This window comes from Paenibacillus allorhizoplanae, from assembly GCF_927798215.1.
In the GTDB taxonomy this organism is placed as follows: Bacteria; Bacillota; Bacilli; order Paenibacillales; family NBRC-103111; genus Paenibacillus_E; species Paenibacillus_E allorhizoplanae.
On record NZ_CAKMMW010000006.1, the window covers coordinates 92,141 to 110,251 of the forward strand.

The following is an 18,111-nucleotide window of genomic DNA, read 5'->3' on the forward strand; positions in this document are numbered from 1 at the left end:
TTACGTTCTTTGCTACTTGGAGGGTTTTTTACCCTTCTTTTTGTTGTCCTCATGGTTAAAGTCTATTGGATTCAAGTGGTAGAAGCATCCTGGTTGCTAGAGAAGGCAGAGAAGAGATGGGAAACGGATAAAGTGCTGGCTCCCGTACGCGGATCAATCTTGGATCGTAATGATAAGGTGCTTGCCGTAGAAGCAACAGCTTATACCATTGCGCTAAATCCGAAGGTGATAGATGCTTTGCACATTGCTGAGGATGTGACTCAGGGGTTAGCGGATATTTTGAAGGAATCTGAGGCGAAGCGTGCCGAGCTAGTAAATAAGATTCGCGAAAGAGCAACGAAAAAGAATCTCGATGGTACAGACTTCGCTGCCAATGTAGAAGTGCGCAACGAAGGCTGGAAGATTGATAAAGAGAAAGCGGATCAAGTTCGGGCGCTCATAACCAATTTACAAACGAAACTCAAATTGAGCACCAGAGCGAGCGTAGGAATTTCAATTCTTGAAGATGAGAAGAGATACTATCCGGGTGAAACGTTGGCGTCCCATATTCTAGGGTATACGAACAAAGAAGGTGAAGCATCACTTGGCCTAGAGTTGAAATTAAACGACACGCTTAAGGGTATTCCAGGGATGTTAAGTTATGAAAAGGATGGTAAAGGTGTAGAACTTCCCGATGCCAAAGTCAACTTTAAACCTGCGGAAGACGGAAACAATGTAAGACTCACGATCGACAAAAACATACAGTTTTATTTAGAGAGCGCGTTAGCCAAAGTAAACGACAAATGGCATCCGAAGAGCTTGACTGCGATCGCGGTTGATCCGAAGACGATGGAAATTCTTGGAATGGCGAATACGCCAAACTTTAACCCGAATACGTATTGGAATTATGATCCGCAGAAAGATTTTAGAAATGGCGCCGTCGCTTCCCGATATGAACCTGGATCTACATTTAAGTTAGTTACCCTAGCAGGAGCGGTGGAAGAGGGATTGTTTAATCCGACAGAAACCTATCAATCGGGTTCGATTAAAGTATCAGACCGTATTCTCCATGACCATAATCTCGTCGGGTGGGGGAAAATCACCTTCCTAGAAGGTTTGAAGAGGTCTAGTAACGTTGCTTTTGTAAAGCTCGGAATTGAGAAGTTAACGCAAAATAAACTACGCGATTATATTAATAAGTTTGGTTTCGATCAAAAAACGAACATCGATATGCCTGGAGAAGTATCAGGACTAATTGACATGAAATATCCGTCTGAGTACGCAACAGCAACCTACGGGCAAGGGAAAGTCGTTGTGACAGCCATCCAACAAACCGCTGCTTATGCGGCCATTGCTAATGGTGGTAAATTGATGTGGCCGCACATTGTGAAGGACATTCTTGATCCTAAAACAGGCAAAGTAATCACGGCGTATGAACCCCAAGTAATCAGACAAGTTGTGAGTCCGCAAACGGCAACGCAAGTGAGTGGTTATTTAGAGCAAGTCGTTTCCGACCAAGAAGTAGGGACTGGTAAGCTTGCTTATATGGAGGATTATCGAATAGCTGCAAAAACAGGGACAGCGAATATCGTACTTCCTGGTGAAAAAACCTACTCTTCCGATACATGGGTAATCTCGTTTATTGGCTATGCGCCAGTAGAAGATCCACGGATCCTGATTACACTTATCGCAGATCAGCCTGATCTAGGCGGAAACTATCATTTGGGCGGTCAAGTCCTAGCGCCTGCTTTCAAAGAAATCGTGGGTGAGTCTTTGCAGTACATGGGCGTTGCCTCAAGTAAAAAGCCGAAAACGATCACCAAAGAAGCGAATCGTCTGAATGTACCGAATTTGTTAGATGTTACATCCACAAGTGCTAAAGAGACTGCCAAAGATATAGGTCTATCACTTGAAGTATTTGGTAAAGGTGAGAAAGTAGTTGATCAGTTCCCGAAAGCTGGGACTCAAATTTTATCAACACAGCATATTTACGTTGCCATGCAACCCGTTGAGGAAATGCCGCTTCCGAATCTAGTTGGCAGATCCCTGAGAGACGCCGTTGAGACATGTTCATTCTTCAAAATTGATTGTCAAACTTCAGGGGAAGGGTATGTATCTGAGCAATCCGCTGTAGGTGAAGGTCGTGGCGTAACGCTGCAACTTAAACCGTTAAGTGATAAAGCGGATACGGCAAGTGGGTCGAACCCTGTTGCAACGCCTACAGGTTCACCGACGCCGTCGCCAACGCCTACCGCCAAAACGGAGACACAACGAACGACAACGACAGCAAATAAACAACGTTAGTGAACAGCTTGTTCTAACCCCTGTTTGTCCCGAATAGTCATGTTAGGAATGAACATGACAATAGTGGGAAGGGAGACTGAACGTTCATGCGGGCTTCTAACGTTACCGTTCGTCGCAGATTGTTTACGGCGTTAATCATTGGAACTGTCATCTTTACAGCACTTATTATCCGTCTAGCCTATGTTCAACTTTGGATCGGACAAGACCTCGCGAAGCTGGCCGAGAACAGTTGGCGAAGAGAAATTGGTTTTGCACCCAAAAGAGGCGAAATTCAAGACCGTAATGGCTTGACTCTTACGTATAGTATGAGTACTCCTACACTTGTGGCGATTCCTATACAAATTAAAGATGCTCATGCCACAGCCGCTAAGTTGGCAGAAGTGTTAGATGGAAATGAAGAGGACATATACAAACAAATTACCAAGAAAGAAATGCAAAACTATATAAAGCCTTCGGGTCGTAAAATTACGATAGAAAAGGCGCAGGAAGTACGTAATTTGCAACTGCCTGGCATCATCGTAGCGGAAGACAATAAACGTTACTATCCTTATGGTTCGCTTGCAGCGCATATCCTAGGCTTCGCTGGGATAGATAAAGGGTTAACGGGGATTGAGTCGAAATATAACTCGCAACTGACAGGCATCGCGGGCAATATTGCCTATATGACAGATGCAGCTGGCCGGAAATTAGCTGGCACAACGGATACCTACACAGCCCCTAAAGATGGGCTAAACGTGAAGTTGACCATCGACAGCCACCTGCAATCGGTGATGGAACGTTCGTTAGATCAAGCGATGGTGCAGTATCAAGCGCAGAATGTCATTGCCATCATGATGGATCCGAATACCGGTGAGATCCTGTCAATGGGCAGCCGTCCGACGTATGACCCAGGCAAATATATGGAGTCGCCGGCTGAAACGTATAATCGGAATTTACCGATTTGGAAAACGTATGAGCCTGGTTCTACCTTTAAGATTATTACCCTTGCCGCAGCACTAGAAGAGAAGAAAGTAGATCTTAAGAATGAACAGTTCTACGATCCAGGTTCCATTGAAGTTGGGGGCGCTAGGTTACGCTGTTGGAAACGTGGAGGACATGGCAGTGAAACGATGCTGCAGGTTGTTCAAAATTCATGTAACCCGGGGTTCGTTGTAATGGGGCAGCGATTAGGCAAAGAGAAATTATTTGACTATATTTCCAAATTTGGTTTTGGTAAAAAGACAGGAATTGATCTTGGTGGTGAAGAGAATGGGATTATGTTCAAACCATCGCAAGTAGGTCCTGTGGAATTGGCAACAACCGCTTTCGGTCAAGGGGTTTCTGTGACACCGATCCAGCAAATTACTGCGGTTTCAGCGGCGATCAATGGCGGCAAACTATTTAAGCCTTATGTTGCAAAATCCTTTTCCAATCCTGATACAGGTGAAGTTGTCGATGTTGTAGAGCCAGAGTTAGTTCGGAATGTTATCTCAGAGGATACATCAAGACAAGTTCGTGAAGCGCTCGAGAGCGTCGTCGCGAAGGGTACAGGTCGCAATGCATTTATTGACGGCTACCGTGTTGGCGGAAAAACAGGAACAGCCCAGAAGGTTATCAATGGACGTTATTCACCTGATGAGCATATCGTGTCATTCATTGGCTTTGCGCCAGCGGATAATCCGAAGATTGTTGTCTATGCGGCAGTGGATGATCCGAAAGGCATTCAATTCGGAGGCTTGATTGCAGCTCCTTTAGTCAGAGATATTATGGCAGATGCCCTGCGTTACATGAAGGTTGAACCAGACAAAAATCAACTTGATAAAGAATATCGCTATGGTGAAATTCCAATTGTTGAAGTGCCGGACTTGGTTGGAGCGTCAGTTGATGATATATTAGAAGACCTGAACATGAATTTTAAGTTAGCCAAATCAGGGAATGGGAAGTATGTCATCTCTCAAGCCCCTAAAGCAGGCTCACGTGTGGATCAGGGTTCTACGATTCGTATCTTCTTATCCAATGTGGATCCAGAGAAATAGAGATCTGGCCTATCACTCCAAAAAAGATTTACAAAGAAGACATGTTTAGCTTTTCTACTTGCATAAAATTGTCCATAATAGATAGATGAATCTAAGAAGAGAGGGTTGCTTATGAAACTGCAGGAGCTTGCTTCCGCACTGCTCATTACCCACATACATGGCGATAAAGACACGGAGATCACGGGAATTGAGGCAGACTCTCGTAAAATAAAACAGGGAGATTTGTTTCTTTGCATCCCTGGGTTGACAGCTGATGGCCACGACTATGCCCCCAAAGCGATTGCGCTTGGGGCTTCTGCGCTTGTTACGGAGAGAGTGCTGGACGTACCAGTCCCTCAACTCGTTGTAAAAGATGCCAGATATGCGATGGCGGCTCTTTCCGCCCATTTCTTCGGATATCCCAGCAAAGAGCTCAAAATTATCGGAATTACAGGGACGAACGGTAAAACAACTTCAACGTATATTTTGGAGAAAATTATCGCGGATCAAGGCTTTGTAACAGGGTTAATGGGCAATATCCATATCAAAATTGGTGATGAATACATAGAAAATAAAGCAACGAATACACAGGAAGCTTTGGAACTACAACGTATTCTAAGGAAAATGGCGGATACGGGGACTGATTATTGTATCATGGAGGTCTCTTCTCATGGTCTTGATATGGGAAGAGTGAAGGGGATTCAATTCCGTTCAGGTATATTTACGAATTTGACACAGGATCATTTGGATTATCACAAAACGATGGATGGCTATGCGGCAGCGAAAGGATTGCTATTCTCTCGACTTGGTAATGGTTTCTCAGCGGATCCGAATGCTCGCCAATATGCCATTCTTAATGTGGATGACGAGGCTTCACAGATGTTTCATCGCTTGACAGCTGCACAAGTGATTACGTACGGCATTGAAAACGATTGTGATGTGCGGGCTTCCGATATTCGGATGACTTCACAGGGGACTGAGTTTCAGCTGCATTCCTTTGCAGGAGAAGCTTTCATTCGCATGCAATTGGTAGGAAAATTCAATGTGTACAATGTGCTTGGGGCGATCGCTGCTGCCTTAGCGGAAGGGATTCCCTTGGAGGCCATCCGTACTAGTTTAGAACGTATCGCAGTAGTAGAAGGTAGAATGGAAGTTGTCAACGAGGGCCAGGATTTTCTGGTGTTGGTCGACTATGCGCATACGCCGGATGGTTTAGAGAATGCCCTATCCACGGTAAGTGAGTTTGCCGAAGGGAAAATCATCACCGTGTTTGGCTGTGGTGGGGATCGTGACAAAACGAAGCGTCCCATCATGGGGAAAGTGGCTGCGCACTATAGCGACCTTCTTTATGTGACATCTGATAATCCACGCACGGAAGATCCAGATGCGATTTTGGCAGATATTGAACCGGGGCTCAAAGAAGTTAATTACCCAGAAAATCAGTACATCTTACTGGCTGATCGTAAAAAAGCGATACAAAAGGCTATTGAAGAGGCAGGCCCTAAAGATGTAATATTGATAGCGGGAAAAGGCCACGAAACGTATCAGGATATCATGGGTGTCAAGCATGATTTCGACGATCGTTTGGTGGCTAAGGCTGCGATAAAGGGGAGAACACAGTGATTCAGCGTACATTAGATCAAATAGCAACGATGCTCCGCAGCGAGGTGTCCGGTGTTCATGGCGACATTTTGATTAAAGGAGTTTCTACGGATACTCGTTCGATTCAGGCTGGTAGTCTGTTTATCCCGCTTATCGGAGAAAATTTTGATGGTCACCAATATGCGGAAGATGCTTATCAGAAAGGGGCTGCGGCTATTCTCTGGCAAGTTGACCATGGTCCGGCGCCAAGCGGAATCCCTTGCATTCATGTCGAAGATACACTTGCAGCGCTTCAAGACTTGGCCAAAGCTTACCGCAAAGAGCTCTCTGTACGAATCATCGGCATAACAGGAAGTAATGGGAAGACGACAACCAAAGATTTGGTTGCAGCTGTTCTAGGCAGCACTTATGAAGTTCATAAAACAAAGGGAAACCTGAATAACCATATTGGTTTACCACTTACACTCCTGCTTCTTGAGGAAACGACGCAATTTGCAGTCGTTGAAATGGGCATGAGCGGACGCGGCGAAATTGCTTTATTGTCTGAAATCGCAGAGCCCGAAGCCGCTATTATCACCATGATTGGTGAGTCACACTTGCTTCAGCTAGGTTCTAGAGATGAAATCGCGCGTGCGAAAGCGGAGATTGTTACCGGTATGCCAATTGACAGCTTGATCATTTATAACGGGGATGAGCCGTTAATTGAACAAGCACTGGGCGAGCTGGATCTGCCAGAGGGCTTGCGGCGCATTCGTTTCGGCCAAGGCCACGATAACGATCGCTACCCATCCGATATCCGCATGGATGCGGATGGAGCTTACTTCACCATCAATTCCCCGGGGTACGAGGAATTGTTCATTCCCTTGCTTGGCACGCATAACGTCGTGAACACGCTCGCGGCCATTGCCGTCGGCGAGGCCTTCGGCGTCACGCCAAGTGCTGTTGCAGCGGGGCTGCGCGCGCTGCAGATGACAAGCATGCGCATCGAGAAGCTCACGGCAGCCTCTGGGCTGACCGTGCTTAACGATGCGTACAACGCCAGCCCCGCCTCGATGCGGGCGGCGATTGCCCTGACCGAGCAGCTGAGCGGCTTCGGTCGGAAGTTCCTCGTGCTCGGCGACATGCTGGAGCTTGGCGAGCACGAAGAGCAGTTCCATCGCGGCATTGGCGCGATGTTGTCTCCGGAACGTGTAGACTACGTCTTCACGTTTGGGCGTCTCGGCCGCTTCATCGCTGAGGAAGCGGCGAAGCAGTTCCCGCAGGCGCAGATACGCGCCTACGACGACAAGGCGCAGCTCGCGGAGGAGCTTGCAGCACTCGCAAGCCCCGAGGATCTCGTGCTCGTGAAGGGCTCGCGCGGGATGCGGCTCGAGCAGGTTGTCCATAGCTTATTAGCCTAATTAACGAAATCGATTGCATGTATGAAATAGAGTGACGGAAATGAGCAGGGGGAACCAACGTGGAAAACGCAGTATTATTAACAATGGGTGTGGCATTTGTGCTTGCGCTAATCATGGGGCCATTATGTATACCTATTTTAAGACGAATGAAATTTGGTCAGCAAATTCGTGAGGATGGCCCGCAGGGACATCTCAAAAAACAAGGTACACCAACGATGGGCGGCGTCATTATTTTACTCGCGCTCTCTTTGGCTACACTTCGTTTTGCTGATAAAAATACAGATTTACTCATTTTATTATTAGCTTCATTAGGTTATGGACTTGTTGGCTTCCTTGATGACTATATCAAAATTATATTTAAGCGTTCATTGGGACTTACAGCAAAGCAAAAGCTTTTTGGTCAATTATTGATTTCAGCCATTGTCTGTTATTTACTCGTTATGCAAGGACACAGCACAGATATTTATGTGCCATTCGTTTCTTTTCATATGAATGCGGGTTGGTTGTATTTCCCGTTAATGGCTATTTTGATGCTGGGCGCTTCGAATGCCGTTAACTTTACAGATGGCTTGGACGGCTTGTTAGCGGGGACAAGTGCAATTGCATTTGGGGCATACACGATTATTGCCATGAATAATACTCAGCCTGAAGCAGCTATCTTCTCAGCAGCAATGGTTGGTGCCGTACTCGGTTTCCTAGTATTCAATGCGCATCCTGCCAAAGTATTCATGGGTGACACCGGCTCTTTGGGAATCGGTGGTGGACTTGTGGCTGTTGCCATTTTAACGAAAGCAGAACTTCTTCTAGCTATTATTGGCGGAGTTTTCTTAATTGAAATTTTATCTGTTGTCATTCAAGTTGTTTCATTTAAAACTAGGAAGAAACGCGTATTCAAAATGAGTCCGATTCATCATCATTTTGAGTTGGTTGGATGGTCGGAGTGGCGAGTTGTAATTACTTTCTGGGTCGTAGGTTTAGTGCTTGCTGTACTCGGATTATATATGAATGAGGTGTTGTAGAACATGAAGCATCCGCGGGATTATCGTGGACTTGAAGTGATCGTACTTGGCTTGGCTCGCAGCGGTGTCGCTGCAGCTAAGCTTTTTCATCAAAAAGGAGCTCTCGTCACTGTCAACGACAAAAAGGAACGAAGCGCGTGCCCTGAAGCCGACGAGTTGGAGGCTCTGGGTATTTCTGTTGTATGCGGGTTTCATCCGGAGTCCCTCGTGCATGAGGGGGTTTCACTAGTAGTCAAAAATCCAGGCATTCCGTATTCGGTAGATCCAATTCGTAAAGCAGAGGAGCTGGGTATTGAAGTTGTGACAGAGGTTGAGGTAGCTTATCAATTCTGTGAAGCGCCGATTATTGGGATCACGGGCTCCAACGGGAAAACAACGACGACTACACTGATCGGCTTGATGTTGGATGCAGCGGGCTTGAAGCCGGTGGTCGCAGGCAACATTGGCCGTGCTTTAACGGAAGCTACACCTGAGGTGACGGCTGAGAATTGGATGGTTGTTGAATTAAGCTCGTTTCAATTAAAAGGCACAACAGCATTCCGTCCAAACATTGGTTTATTTTTAAATGTATATGAGACACATCTGGATTATCATGGCTCCATGGACGATTATATCGCCTCTAAAGCCAAAATTTTTGAAAATCAAACAGAGGCTGACACCGCTATTTTGAATTGGGATGACGAAGTGTGTCGACGTTTGATGCCAAGTTTGAAGGCGAAACAGTTTCATTTCTCATTGAAAGAAAAGCTTGCTTATGGCGTCTATTTGGATGCGGAGACGGACTGTCTTGTGTATGCAAACGGTCAGAACTCTGTCCAATCCATTATGTCGGCTTCTGAAATGGGCATGCCGGGTAGCTTTAACATTGGAAATGCTTTGGCAGCTGCTGCAGCGGCCATTACAGCCGGCGTAGCTCTGCCTGTGATTGCTGATGTGTTGAGAAACTTCCATGGCGTAGAACACCGTCTGGAGCTTGTGAGAGTACTGGATGGCGTAACCTTTTACAATAACTCTAAAGCAACGAATTCAGCTGCTACTGTGAATTCAATAGAGGCTTTCGATCAATCTGTCGTCTTAATTGCTGGCGGTTTGGATCGTGGTTCGGATTACATGGAGCTATTGCCAACTTTCCGTGAGCGTATCAAAGGAATTGTTACAATCGGGCAAACAAAAGAAAAAATCAAGCATATTGCCGAATTGGCAGGGATTAGTAAGGTGCAAACCGTCGATACTGCTAAGGATGCAGCGGACGCGGTTTCACAAGCCGTGCAGCTTGCCTGGCAAATGAGTGAGCAAGGAGACATTGTGCTTCTATCACCAGCTTGTGCAAGTTGGGATATGTTTCCATCCTATGAGGACAGGGGACGCATGTTTAAGGAGTCCGTGCATAACCTTTAAGTAGGGCTTATCCACATTTTAAAGGGAGCCCACAACTGACAAAGAGGTGTCTGTAATGGGTAAAGCACGCTCCGCTCCTGACATTTGGATTATTATTCCGACCTTGCTGCTTTTGACAATCGGCGTTATTATGGTCTACAGCGCTAGTAGTGTACTTGCGTTTCGTGAGTTTGGTGATTCTTTTTATTATTTAAAAAGACAACTTATCTTCGCCGTTCTAGGAATTGTAGCGATGTTCTTCACGATGAATGTGGATTATTTGGTTTGGAAAAGATTTGCAAAGTTAGCCTTGTTTGTTTGCTTTGGTATGCTGGTCATTGTTTTAATTCCTGGTATCGGCGTTATTCGTGGCGGTGCCAGAAGTTGGCTTGGAATCGGAGCTTTCGGGATTCAACCTTCTGAATTTATGAAAATAGGGATGATTCTCTTTCTTTCCAAGATGCTATCCGAAAATCAGTCTAAGATTACACTGCTTACCAAAGGGCTGATGCCGCCGCTAGGTATTATGGGATTGGCATTCGGTTTGATCATGCTGCAGCCGGACTTAGGAACTGGAGTTGTATTAGTTGGTGCCTCGCTCTTAATCATTTACACGGCTGGCGCGAGATTGCTTCATCTTTCCTATCTAGGTATGATAGGAGTTGCGGGTTTTATTGGCCTCGTTATTGCCGCTCCATATCGCCTTAAGCGGATAACAGCCTTTCTCGACCCATGGCAAGATCCACTTGGTGCTGGTTATCAATCTATACAATCTTTATATGCGATTGGACCAGGCGGACTAGTAGGACTTGGACTCGGAATGAGCCGGCAAAAGTATAGTTACTTACCAGAGCCGCAAACTGATTTTATTTTTTCTATTATCGCTGAAGAACTTGGATTTATTGGAGGTACGTTGGTTCTGCTGCTCTTCACCATTTTAGTATGGCGGGGAATGCGTGCGGCCATTACGGCACCAGATACATTTGCCAGCTTAATTGCAGTAGGCATTATCGGCATGATCGCCGTTCAAGTGATTATTAACATCGGCGTCGTTATTGGGATGTTTCCGGTAACGGGTATCACGCTGCCATTCATAAGTGCAGGGGGGTCTTCACTGACACTCATGCTGACATCTGTCGGCATCCTGCTTAATATATCCCGCTATTCGAGGTGACAGGGGAATGAAGACTATTGTATTTACCGGAGGAGGCTCCGCAGGCCATGTGACCCCTAATTTAGCGCTGATGCATAAGCTGAAGCAGCAAGGTTGGGATGTCAAATACATAGGCTCGGCTACAGGTATTGAAAAAGAGATCATTGATCGGGAAGGGGTTCCCTTTTATCCGATTTCATCAGGGAAATTGCGCCGATATTTTGATCTCAAAAATATAAAAGATCCATTCAAAGTGATGAAAGGTGTTTATGAATCGTATCGGTTGCTTAAACGTTTAAAACCCGCCATTGTCTTTTCGAAAGGCGGGTTCGTTTCCGTTCCTGTCGTTCTTGGGAGCCGTATGAACAATATTCCTGTTATTATCCATGAATCCGATATGACGCCAGGACTGGCGAATAAAATTTCGATCCCATTTGCAACGAAGGTATGTGTGACATTTCCTGAATCCCTTTCGCATATTAAGGGCGGAAAGTCTGTTCTTACGGGCTTGCCGATCCGTGAACATATTAGCAGTGGTAAAGCAACGCGCGCGCTTCAGCTATGTGATTTCCATTCTCAGAAGCCTGTTATATTAGTTATGGGTGGAAGCTTAGGTTCGCAGGTGCTGAATCAAGCTGTTCGATCTAACTTAGTTCGCTTACTCCAACAATTTCAAATTGTGCATCTGTGCGGCAAAGGAAATGTGTCTGTTGAGCATCTTCATACCCGTGGATATAAGCAATTTGAATACTTGAACGAAGAGCTTCCTGATGTGCTGGCGATGACCGACCTGGTCATCTCTCGTGCAGGTGCAACGTCTATCTTTGAGTTTCTAGGTTTAGAGAAACCCATGCTGTTAATCCCGCTATCGCGTCAAGCTAGTCGAGGGGATCAAATTCTGAATGCAGCATCTTTTCAGAAGGCAGGTTATGCCGATGTGATACAGGAAGAAGATTTAACCACTGAGGGACTTGGTGATCATGTCGAAGCGCTTTACAAGAACCGTGAGACGTATAAAGCAGCAATGCAATCACGTAATGAAAGTGATGCCGTAGCTGCTATCGTGAAATTGATTGAATCGCACAGCAATTCGTTGTGAATTTGTTAAAGCGTATAGGCGATTGTCACACTCTAACCGATTTTACATAAACTACACTATAACCGTGACAGACACCTAAGGCTTCATAAGTGAACAAGGAACGAAGAACGGCCGACTTCGCTCAGCTCCTTATGAATGAAATGTCAGAACTTGTATGTCTTACATCTTACATTTCTACATTTCGCCCTACGTTCTGTGAAGGAGGTTTTCCCATGCAGAAGTTAATAGCCGACTTAAAGGCATCAAATATTGGCGAGATAAGAACGAATGAACGACTAGCTCCATACACCACTTGGAAAATCGGCGGTCCGGCTGATTGCTTGATTATTCCGCACTCTAAAGAGCAGGTAGCTGCATCCATCAAGTTTCTTCATGAGCGTGGAGTACCTTGGACTGTAATTGGTAGGGGCTCCAACTTGCTTGTGGGAGACAAAGGGATTCGAGGCGTCGTGATTAAGCTGGGCCAGGCGCTTGAAACCCTTCGTTTTGAAGGCGCGATGGTTTATGCAGGAGGTTCCTATTCGTTCATTAAATTGTCCGTACTCGCAGCCAGAGAAGGTTTGACCGGACTGGAGTTTGCTTCAGGAATCCCCGGTACTGTGGGAGGCGCCGTCTACATGAATGCAGGGGCTCACGGGTCCGATGTGTCACGCATACTCAAGCAGGCTGAAGTCATCCTGGATACAGGGGAATTGGTCGTCATGCAGGCAGAAGATTTACAATATGCTTATCGACATTCTATTTTGCACACATTGCCTGGCATTGTAACAGAGGCTGTCTTTGAATTACAGGTTGGAGACCGCAATGAAATCGCAGGGGCTATGGCCGCTTACCGAGATCGGCGACTGCGTACCCAACCTTTGCAATTAGCTTGCGCAGGAAGTGTATTCCGCAACCCCGAAGGGGGCTTCGCAGCGAAGCTCATCGAAGAAGCAGGCCTGAAAGGCAAACGTGTCGGTGGAGCAGAGATCTCTATGCTTCACGCCAATTTCATTGTTAACACAGGAGAAGCTACAGCCGAGGACGTTCTTACCCTTATCAACGAAGTACAGCAGATCGTAGAGCAATCGTACGGTATTAAGCTAGTACCTGAGGTTTTGGTAATGGGTGAGAGGTAAATCGGAGGTGGAATTTTGGAGAAGCTCGTTATCGAAGGTGGAAGACCCCTTACGGGAGCCATCCAGATACACGGCGCTAAAAACGCCGCATTACCCATATTAGCTGCATGCTTACTTGCAAGTGGTACGCATACTTTACAGAATGTTCCTAATCTGCTCGATATCGACACCATGCTTCATATTCTTCGTTCACTTGGTTGTCGAGCCGAGCAGCAAGGAGATACAGTAACCATTACAACATCCACAGTTCATTCCTCCCACATCCCCGAAGAATTGATGGGTCAGATGCGTTCTTCCATCTTTCTCATGGGTCCGCTACTCGCTAGATTCGGCAGTGTCACCGTATATCAACCTGGTGGCTGTGCGATCGGTGAACGTAAAATTGATTTGCACCTCAAAGGTTTGCAGGCTCTTGGAGCCGAGATTGAAGAATTTTCCAATAAAATTGTCTGTACGGCCGAAACATTACAAGGTAATGAGATCTTCTTGGACTTTCCAAGCGTCGGGGCGACCGAGAATATCATGATGGCCGCTGTGAGAGCGGAAGGTACGACAACGATTTATAATGCTGCAAGAGAGCCAGAGATACAGGATTTGCAAAATTTCTTGAATGCGATGGGCGCAGATATTATTGGAGCAGGAACGGATACAATCACGATTCGTGGCGTTACTACGTTGTCACCTTGCACATATCGGATTATTCCAGATCGTATTGTTGCAGGTACCTTTCTAGTTGCTGCAGCGGCTACTAGAGGTAATATTACTTTGGAAAGAGTAAACCCTGCTCATTTAACCTCGGTTATCCATGTGCTTAAGCGTGCAGGTGTTCAAATCATCGCAGACGGTGATATAATACATGTAAGCTGCAAGGCAAGACCCAAAGCAGTTGAACGTATCGTGACGTCGCCTCATCCTTCTTTCCCAACGGATTTACAATCTCAAGTCATGGTACTTTTATCTCTAGCAGATGGACTAAGTGTGATGAAAGAAACGATATTTGAAGGTAGATTTAAGCACGTGGATGAATTGTCTCGGATGGGGGCAGATATTCGCGTAGATATGAGTTCAGCCTTTATCCGTGGTGTGCCAAGGTTGTATGGAGCCACTGTTGAAGCAACTGATTTGCGGGCTGGTGCTGCTCTTGTAATCGCCGGTCTAGCTGCGCATGGCACAACGATCGTTGAGCAAATTCATCACATCGATAGAGGTTATGATAGGATCGAACATATGCTAGTCAGACTTGGGGCTTCTGTGCGTCGACAAGCTCCGGTTCCCAGTGAGTAATTGGCTTCTGTGGCTATCGCGTATCCCTTCCTGCAAGCAGGAGGGGATTCACGATATTCACTTTCATTGTAATAAATATAATTAGGTGGTGCCCCTCTTGTCCGAAGATAACAAAGTACCAACGCTGCCTGTACCTAAGCCGCGTACACGTACGAATCGGAAGCTGCTCTCTTTTTTAATCATTTTTTTCCTAATTGTTCTAGTTATTTTGTTCTTCCAATCTTCACTAAGTCGAATCAGTCGGATTGATGTTGAGGGAAATGTGCTATTAGCCACGGATTCAATTGGACAAGCTAGTCAAGTTTCAGTAGGTGATCGTTTTTTTGCAGTGAGCTCTAAGACGATTGGACGGCGGATCTCGGAGATGCCAATGATCAAGAGTGCTGTCGTGAAGAAGATGTTCCCAGGAGTTATTCACATTCAAGTCGAAGAATTCCCTAAAGTAGCATTCCAAATTGATCCTAACGGTAAAAAGCAAGCTGTGCTCGCAGATGGCAACGTTATTGAACTACCAGTTGGTAGCGTTATCCCGCTCGACATGCCAATCTTAACGGGTTGGACCGATACCGATCCGAATAAAGCTGCGCTTTGTAAAATACTAGGGGAAATCCCACAGAGTGCTTTGTCAGACGTGTCAGAGATTAAGCCGGATCCTTCGGAATCGTACCCTGACAAAATTAAGATTTATACACGCTCACAATTCGAAATCCATACAACCATTTCCTATCTGCCTGATAGAATAGATAACCTGCCTGGTTATATTGCCGGTTTAGCAGAGGATCACATTTCGAATGGCGTCATCACAATGCTCGAAGTCGAATATCACACACCATTTGCAACAGGCGGGGATTCCAAGACAGATAACAAAACAGATTCCAAAACGGAACCTAAGACCACCCCGAAACCTACGTCGAAAACAACACCAAAGCCATAACAACCGTCATAGTGCGGAGAAACTAACAAAAATTCGTAGCAGAGACTACTCAATCTCTGAAAAAAATGTTAAAATTAGTTTTATGGTTAAATAGGCTCTATCTGCATACTCTATTTTTTCTTGTATTTACTAGACGAAATTGTTTGCATTTTACAACATTGAAAAGAGAAGTTGAAGTTGGTCTTCAAATGCAAAAAAAATGTAGAAAAAAGAGGGAATATGGCGGTTGTGTGGAATACGTATAAAAGTATTTGTGAAGATTTTGCAATTTTACCTAAGTTACAGGAGGTGCCAGGGGCTTGAGCAACAATGATATCATTGTTAGTTTAGACATCGGTACATCCAAAGTTCGAGCTATTATTGGGGAAGTTGTTAACGGAACCATTAATATAATAGGAGTGGGATCTGCCGAGTCAGAGGGTATTCGTAAAGGCGCAATCGTTGACATTGATCAAACTGTGCATTCAATTCGAAGTGCCATTGATCATGCTGAACGAATGGTCGGTATACAAATTTCCGAGGTTTACGTTGGAATTTCAGGAAATCATATTTCTCTTCAATCAAGTCACGGCGTAGTTGCTGTTTCAAATGAGGACCGAGAAATCGGAGAAGAAGATATTGATCGCGTCATTCAAGCGGCAAGGGTCATCGCATTACCTCCCGAACGTGAAATAGTTGGAGTTGTACCTAAGCAATATTTGGTTGATGGGCAAGAAGGTATTAATGATCCACGCGGTATGATCGGTGTTCGTTTGGAAGTAGAAGCGACGATTATTACTGGAGCGAAAACGGGCATACATAATTTAATGCGTGTTGTGGAAAAATCCGAATTGAAGGTTGCAGGACTTATTTTAATGTCGCTCGCATCCGGTAATTTGGCACTTTCCAAAGATGAGAAGGCTGTAGGGACCGTATTAGTTGATATCGGAGCTGGCGCAACGACTATTGCTGTCTTCGACGAAGGTAATTTAGTTGCAACGTCAACGATTCAGATTGGCGGAGAATTTATCAGCAATGATATTTCTATTGGCTTACATACGCAGCTGGAAATTGCTGAGAAGATCAAATTGAAATATGGCTGTGCATCCGTAGAAGATTCCGCGCCTGATCAAGTGTTTAAAGTGACGAGAATGGGCAGCAATGTTGAAAAAGAGTTCTCTCAGGTTGATCTTGCAAATATCATTGAGCCTCGTGTCGAAGAGATTTTTCAATTAATTCGTGCCGAAGTTCATCGTTTGGGATTTGGAAATCTTGCAGGTGGTTATGTACTAACTGGTGGAACAGTTTGTATCCCAGGTATTCTGGCGATTGCACAATCTGAACTGGCTACATCTGTACGTATTGCAGTGCCTGATTTCATTGGGGTACGTGATCCTTCCTACACAAGTGGTGTTGGTATTATTCAATTCGTCTCCAAATACATGAAGAATCGTAATTCAGGCATCACCAAAAAACTGGCTGTTAAGACTACCAAAAAATCCTCCGATAGTCAAAAGCCAGGATGGGTTGATCGAGTTAAAAATTTCTTCAGTGAATTTATTTAGTGAACGTTAAGTTAGGGGGATATGGCTCATATGTTTGAATTTGATATGGATTTAGACCAATTGGCTCAAATTAAAGTCATTGGTGTTGGTGGCGGCGGTAGCAATGCAGTTAATCGCATGATTGAAAACGGTGTTAAAGGTGTAGAATTTATTACCGTAAATACGGATGCACAGGCGCTTCATTTGGCCAAGTCCGTTCATAAATTGCAAATTGGCGATAAATTGACCCGCGGTCTTGGTGCAGGTGCAAATCCTGAAGTCGGGAAGAAAGCAGCAGAAGAGTCAAGGGAGACGATTCTGAATACGCTTCGCGGCGCAGATATGGTGTTCGTAACGGCAGGTATGGGCGGCGGTACAGGTACAGGAGCTGCTCCAGTCATTGCGGAAATCGCAAAAGAAGTTGGTGCACTTACGGTTGGTGTAGTGACGCGACCGTTTACTTTCGAGGGACGTAAGCGTTCCTTACAAGCAGAGCAAGGGATTGCTGCTCTGAAGGAGAAAGTAGATACGCTTATTATTATCCCGAACGATCGTCTACTTGAGATTGTTGACAAGAAGACTCCGATGCTTGAAGCATTCCGCGAAGCGGATAATGTTCTTCGCCAAGGTGTTCAAGGGATCTCTGATTTGATCGCAGTACCTGGACTTATCAATTTGGACTTTGCAGATGTCAAAACGATTATGACTGAACGCGGTTCCGCCCTTATGGGGATCGGAGTAGCTACCGGTGAGAATCGTGCGGCAGAAGCGGCGAAAAAAGCGATCTCTAGTCCTTTGTTGGAAACATCCATCGAAGGCGCACGTGGTGTTTTGATGAATATCACTGGCGGTATGAACCTTAGCTTGTACGAAGTAAATGAAGCTGCTGATATCGTGGCATCTGCTTCTGACATTGAGGTAAATATGATTTTCGGTGCTGTTATCGATGAGAAGTTAAAAGATGAGATCTTAGTTACGGTTATTGCAACTGGTTTCGAGCATAAAGCGGCTCCGATTCATCAGTCTATCAAACGTCCGGTTTCACCAGGACAACCAGAGACGGCTGCACCTGACAACCGCTTAAATAATCTTAAACCATTTGGCGCACAGCCTTCTAATGATCAATTAGATATTCCGACTTTCTTACGAAATCGCGGACGCAATACTGACAAATAATTACATAATAATTGTCTAGAGACCGAAGCCCTACTTGATGTAGAAGCTTCGGTTTTTTGTTGTTCTGTAAGCTTTTCTCCTGTGGACGAGACCGCGCTAACTGACAAAAAAAGTAGCTTCCTACTAGCATGTTTAGACAGACTTTGAAC

The 18,111-nt window shown here is 45.3% G+C and carries 13 protein-coding genes; all 13 read left to right on the plus strand.

Going from position 1 to position 18,111, the window contains the following annotated elements:
- The first annotated feature begins 51 nt into the window (after positions 1 to 51).
- The 13 genes from L6I86_RS12595 (at position 52) to ftsZ (ending at position 17,962) form a co-directional block, all read left to right on the plus strand.
- Positions 52 to 2,283: a penicillin-binding transpeptidase domain-containing protein gene (locus tag L6I86_RS12595; RefSeq protein WP_236287541.1), complete on the plus strand. Its 2,232-nt coding sequence runs from the start codon at positions 52 to 54 to the stop codon at positions 2,281 to 2,283.
- An 86-nt stretch (positions 2,284 to 2,369) separates the two neighbouring features.
- Positions 2,370 to 4,298, plus strand: a complete 1,929-nt coding sequence (locus L6I86_RS12600; protein ID WP_236287543.1) for a stage V sporulation protein D — start codon at positions 2,370 to 2,372, stop codon at positions 4,296 to 4,298.
- 111 nt (positions 4,299 to 4,409) lie between these two features.
- Positions 4,410 to 5,900 carry a UDP-N-acetylmuramoyl-L-alanyl-D-glutamate--2,6-diaminopimelate ligase gene (locus L6I86_RS12605; protein WP_236287545.1) on the plus strand — a complete coding sequence of 497 codons (1,491 nt, stop codon included), beginning with the start codon at positions 4,410 to 4,412 and terminating at the stop codon, positions 5,898 to 5,900.
- A complete protein-coding gene (locus tag L6I86_RS12610; protein ID WP_236287547.1) occupies positions 5,897 to 7,279 on the plus strand; it encodes a UDP-N-acetylmuramoyl-tripeptide--D-alanyl-D-alanine ligase in 1,383 nt (460 codons plus the stop codon). The genes L6I86_RS12605 and L6I86_RS12610 overlap by 4 nt, the downstream gene beginning before the upstream one ends.
- An 83-nt stretch (positions 7,280 to 7,362) precedes the next feature.
- Positions 7,363 to 8,298 (plus strand): phospho-N-acetylmuramoyl-pentapeptide-transferase, encoded by a 936-nt coding sequence (gene mraY, locus L6I86_RS12615; protein WP_236287802.1) that lies wholly within the window; start codon positions 7,363 to 7,365, stop codon positions 8,296 to 8,298.
- Positions 8,299 to 8,301: 3 nt separating this feature from the next.
- The gene (gene murD, locus L6I86_RS12620) at positions 8,302 to 9,696 is read left to right on the plus strand and encodes a UDP-N-acetylmuramoyl-L-alanine--D-glutamate ligase (protein WP_236287549.1); all 1,395 of its coding nucleotides are present in this window, start codon (positions 8,302 to 8,304) and stop codon (positions 9,694 to 9,696) included.
- A 55-nt stretch (positions 9,697 to 9,751) separates the two neighbouring features.
- The gene (spoVE, locus tag L6I86_RS12625) at positions 9,752 to 10,849 is read left to right on the plus strand and encodes a stage V sporulation protein E (RefSeq protein WP_236287551.1); all 1,098 of its coding nucleotides are present in this window, start codon (positions 9,752 to 9,754) and stop codon (positions 10,847 to 10,849) included.
- A gap of 7 nt (positions 10,850 to 10,856) precedes the next feature.
- Entirely contained in the window at positions 10,857 to 11,927 is a 1,071-nt protein-coding gene (locus L6I86_RS12630) for an undecaprenyldiphospho-muramoylpentapeptide beta-N-acetylglucosaminyltransferase (protein WP_236287553.1), read from the plus strand.
- A 212-nt stretch (positions 11,928 to 12,139) separates the two neighbouring features.
- Complete coding sequence (murB, locus tag L6I86_RS12635; RefSeq protein WP_056612654.1) at positions 12,140 to 13,045, plus strand: UDP-N-acetylmuramate dehydrogenase; 906 nt, start codon at positions 12,140 to 12,142, stop codon at positions 13,043 to 13,045.
- Between the two features lie 15 nt (positions 13,046 to 13,060).
- Positions 13,061 to 14,329 carry a UDP-N-acetylglucosamine 1-carboxyvinyltransferase gene (gene murA / locus L6I86_RS12640; RefSeq protein ID WP_236287555.1) on the plus strand — a complete coding sequence of 423 codons (1,269 nt, stop codon included), beginning with the start codon at positions 13,061 to 13,063 and terminating at the stop codon, positions 14,327 to 14,329.
- 97 nt (positions 14,330 to 14,426) lie between these two features.
- The gene (locus tag L6I86_RS12645; RefSeq protein WP_236287557.1) at positions 14,427 to 15,263 is read left to right on the plus strand and encodes a cell division protein FtsQ/DivIB; all 837 of its coding nucleotides are present in this window, start codon (positions 14,427 to 14,429) and stop codon (positions 15,261 to 15,263) included.
- A gap of 299 nt (positions 15,264 to 15,562) precedes the next feature.
- Positions 15,563 to 16,807, plus strand: a complete 1,245-nt coding sequence (gene ftsA, locus L6I86_RS12650) for a cell division protein FtsA (protein ID WP_056612647.1) — start codon at positions 15,563 to 15,565, stop codon at positions 16,805 to 16,807.
- Positions 16,808 to 16,837: 30 nt separating this feature from the next.
- Positions 16,838 to 17,962: a cell division protein FtsZ gene (ftsZ, locus tag L6I86_RS12655; protein WP_056612645.1), complete on the plus strand. Its 1,125-nt coding sequence runs from the start codon at positions 16,838 to 16,840 to the stop codon at positions 17,960 to 17,962.
- Positions 17,963 to 18,111: the final 149 nt, after the last annotated feature.